The sequence below is a fragment of the Kitasatospora sp. NPDC002543 genome (assembly GCF_053594915.1).
On sequence record NZ_JBSFWR010000212.1, the window covers coordinates 1 to 3,569 of the forward strand.

Genomic DNA, 3,569 nt, shown 5'->3' on the forward strand with positions numbered 1-3,569 from the left:
CTGTACTGGTCGAGCTGCTGGTAGGCGAGGGCGGCCAGGGCGAGCACCGCGAGGTCCCCGCCGTTGCGGGCGACGCCGGAGACCACGGCCTGGCGCTGGCCGGCCCGGCGGCGCAGGGCGGAGCCGGCGCCGCGCAGCAGGCCGGGCACGGTGGTCAGCACGATGCAGCCGAGGGCGCAGAGCACGGCCACCGGCCAGAGCGTCCAGCGCAGTTGGGCGTCCATGGCGACCTGGTGGGACCGGCCGAGGCCCGCCAGGACGCGGACCAGGAACGGGGTGAGCAGGGGTGCGAGCACCGAGGCCGGGAGGGCGAGCAGCACCGACTCCAGGGCGGTGAAGCCGCCGAGCCTGGCACCGGAGGCGCCACGGGCGGCGAGCAGCTCGTCCTCCGGCTCCTGGCGGGTCGAGATCAGTCGGACCACCAGCAGCAGTGCGGCCCCGGCGAGCACCGCGAGTTGCAGGGCCCCGATCAGCAGCGTGGACCGGGCGACCAGCAGGCCGGCCGACAACTCGCTCATCACCTGCGGGAGTTCGGTGGTGGCGGCGAGGCCGGAGGCCCTCCGCAGGTCGTCGCCCAGGCTCCTGGCCCGGTCGCCGACGGCCTCGGCCGTGCCCTGGTCGACGCCCGCGAAGTCGGCGTCGAGCAGCCAGCCGCGGCTGCTCTGCGGCAGGCCGCCCGAGGTGAAGGCGCTCTGGTCGACCATCATCGGGCCGTAGGTGGTGAAGCCGCCGGTCTCGATCCCGTGGCCGCCGACCGGGTCGATCCGCCAGTACGCGGCGAACGGGTCGACGGGCCGGTAGGTGCCGGTGACCCGCACGGTCAGCGGCGTGCCGTCGAGCCGCTCGGTGAGCCGGACGTCCGCGGGCAGCGCCTCGGCGGCCAGGCCGAGCCGGGCCAGCATGGTGTGGGGGACGGCCACCTGCGGGGCGCCCGAGCGGACGGGGCCGGTGGCCGGGTCCGGCCAGGCGCCGGCGGCCAGGCTCACCCGGGTGCGGTCGAGGTCCGCGAGGACCGTCAGGTCGGCCTTGGCGGTGCCGGCCGCGGCGCTCCCGGCAGCCGGGCTTCCGGCCGCCGCGGCGGCGCCGTCCGGCAGGCCGTAGGTGCGGCTGCGCAGCAGGCTGTCGGTGCGCACGGGCAGGTCGCCGAAGAGCTTCTGCCGGTAGGAGGCGAGCGCCTCCTCGTCCTTCTGCCGCTGGTCGAGGCCGTGTTCGGCGGTCACCACCACGGCGGTCCGGGCATGGCCCGGGCCCTGGAGCGCCTGCCGCAGGCCGGCCTGGCCGACGCCGCTGTTGAAGGTCACCAGGGCGGTCAGCACCGCCGTGGTGACCAGTACCGTCAGCAGGACGGCAGCGGCCAGCGGCAGTCGCCCACGCAGTCTGCGCACGACGAAGCCGAGCATCGAGTTCCTCCCCCGGTAGGGTCCCCGGTCGCGTCCCGGTCCCACCCGTGGGCCCGGTCCCGGCGGAGAGGCCGCGGACGGACACCCCACGGGAACACCGGCGCGGTGAACACCGGCGCGGTGAACACCGGCATTCGCTCGCCGGATAGCGGACGATGCTGTCAGATCGGATCGGCGAGCGGAAGGGATCTGCTCGAATCGAACGGACATCGAGCGAATTCCTCGGATCGACACCGTCCGTACCGGAGGAGAAACCTCTGAATTACCGTGGACATTTCACGATGCCCGCTCCAGTAATCCACTCTGACCTGCGAACTTCTATTCTCCGCATATTCCTGACCGGAATGCTGAACCGCGCGGTCGAGGAATCCGTTGACCCTGCCGGGCGGGGCACGCAGAACCCGCGGCACCGCACCGGGCGGTCCGGCTCGCGCGGGCCCGCACGCTCGCGGCGCGGACCGACCGGCGGGCCCGCGGCGGGCCGGCGGCGGGGAATCGGGTTGCGGCCGCACCGGCCGGGAGGAAAGGCTCCTACCGCTCCGACCATGCCGAAACCTTCCGAAACAGGACGTCCCGATGAGCAACGTCATAGTCAGCACACGTCACGGCCGGGTCCGCGGCCGCCTCCACGAGGGCACGGCGTCCTTCCTGGGCATCCCCTACGCGGCCCCGCCGTTCGGGGCGAACCGGCTGCGTCCGCCCCGGGCCCCCCAACCGTGGAGCGGCGTGCGCGACGCGCTCGTCCACGGCCCGAGCGCACCCCAGGCGCCCGGCAACCCCGCCATGGCCGACCTGCTCACCGCGCCGGGCCCGCAGGGCGAGGACTGCCTCAACCTCAACGTCTGGACGCCTTCCCCGCACCGGTCCGGCGAAGGACTGCCCGTCATGGTGTGGATCCACGGCGGCGCCTTCCGCAACGGCGCCGGCTCGCTGCCCACCTACGACGGGGCCGTCCTCGCCCGGGACGGCGTCGTCTGCGTCACCCTGAACTACCGGTTGGGCGCCGAGGGCTTCCTCCTGCTGCCCGACGGCACCGCCAACCTCGGCCTGCTGGACCAGATCGCCGCACTGGAGTGGGTGCGCGACAACATCGCCGCGTTCGGCGGCGACCCCGGCAACGTGACCGTCTTCGGGCAGTCCGCCGGAGCGATCTCCATCACCGCGCTGATGGCGATGCCGCGCGCCGAGGGCCTGTTCCGACGGGCCGTCACCCAGAGCGGGGCCGGGCACCACGCGCACTCGCCGGAGACCGCGCGGCGCGTCACCGAACGGCTGGCCGCCCTCGCCGGCGTCGAGTGCACCGTCGAGGCCCTCGCCGCCGTCCCGCCGCGGGACCTGGCCGCGGCCAACGGCCGACTCGCCCAGGAGATCGCCCGCAGCACCGACCCGGGCCGGTGGGGCGAGTCCGCGGGAGGCGGCACGACCGCCCTGCCGGTGGCCGGAACCGCGACACTGCCCGAGCGCCCCGTCGACGCCGTCGCCGCCGGCGCGGGCCGCGGGATCGACCTGCTCACGGGCGTCACCTCCGAGGAGTTCCGCCTGTTCCTGGTGCCGCTCGGCATGGCCGACCGCATCGACGACGGCTTCCTGCAGGGCTTCCTCGCCTCGCTCGGACTGGATCCCGCGGCCGCCCGGGCCGTCTACGCCGGAGCCCGGCCGGGGGCCGGCGCCGCCGACCTGTTCTCCGCCGCGATCAGCGACCACGCCTACCGCGTACCGGCGCTGCGCGTCGCGGAGGGCCGCGCCGCCCACGGCGCCGACACCTACTTGTACGAGTTCACCCAGCCCTCCCCCGCCCGGGACGGCGCCCTCGAGGCCTGCCACATGGTCGAACTCGGCTCCGTCTTCGGCAATCCCGAGGACCCGCTGACGGACCCGTCGACCCATCCGGAGCTGTCCGACCGGATCCGCGGCGCCTGGACCTCCTTCGCCCGCCACGGCCGTCCCGCCACCGACCGACTGCCGCACTGGCCGGCCTACTTCCCCGACCGGTCCGTCATGGTCCTGAACGCCACCGCGCCCGCCGTCCGCCAGGACCCGGGCCGGGCCGAACGGCTCCTGTGGGAGGGCCTGCGCTGACCGGACCGCCGCGGGCCGGTGACGCGGGGGGCCCCGGCGCCCCCCCCCCCCGGGGGCCCCCCGCCCCGCCCCCGCCCCCCGCGGCCCGCC

Annotated in this window: 1 protein-coding gene and 1 pseudogene; one reads left to right on the plus strand and one right to left on the minus strand. The window is 75.5% G+C overall.

Going from position 1 to position 3,569, the window contains the following annotated elements; all coding sequences use genetic code 11:
• Positions 1 to 1,400 (minus strand): annotated as a pseudogene (locus ACWD4P_RS37995) (ABC transporter permease); the annotation flags it as partial.
• Between the two features lie 576 nt (positions 1,401 to 1,976).
• On the opposite strand from ACWD4P_RS37995, the gene ACWD4P_RS38000 reads away from it, so the two are divergent.
• Positions 1,977 to 3,479 carry a carboxylesterase/lipase family protein gene (locus ACWD4P_RS38000; RefSeq protein ID WP_449782789.1) on the plus strand — a complete coding sequence of 501 codons (1,503 nt, stop codon included), beginning with the start codon at positions 1,977 to 1,979 and terminating at the stop codon, positions 3,477 to 3,479.
• Positions 3,480 to 3,569 lie beyond the last annotated feature (90 nt).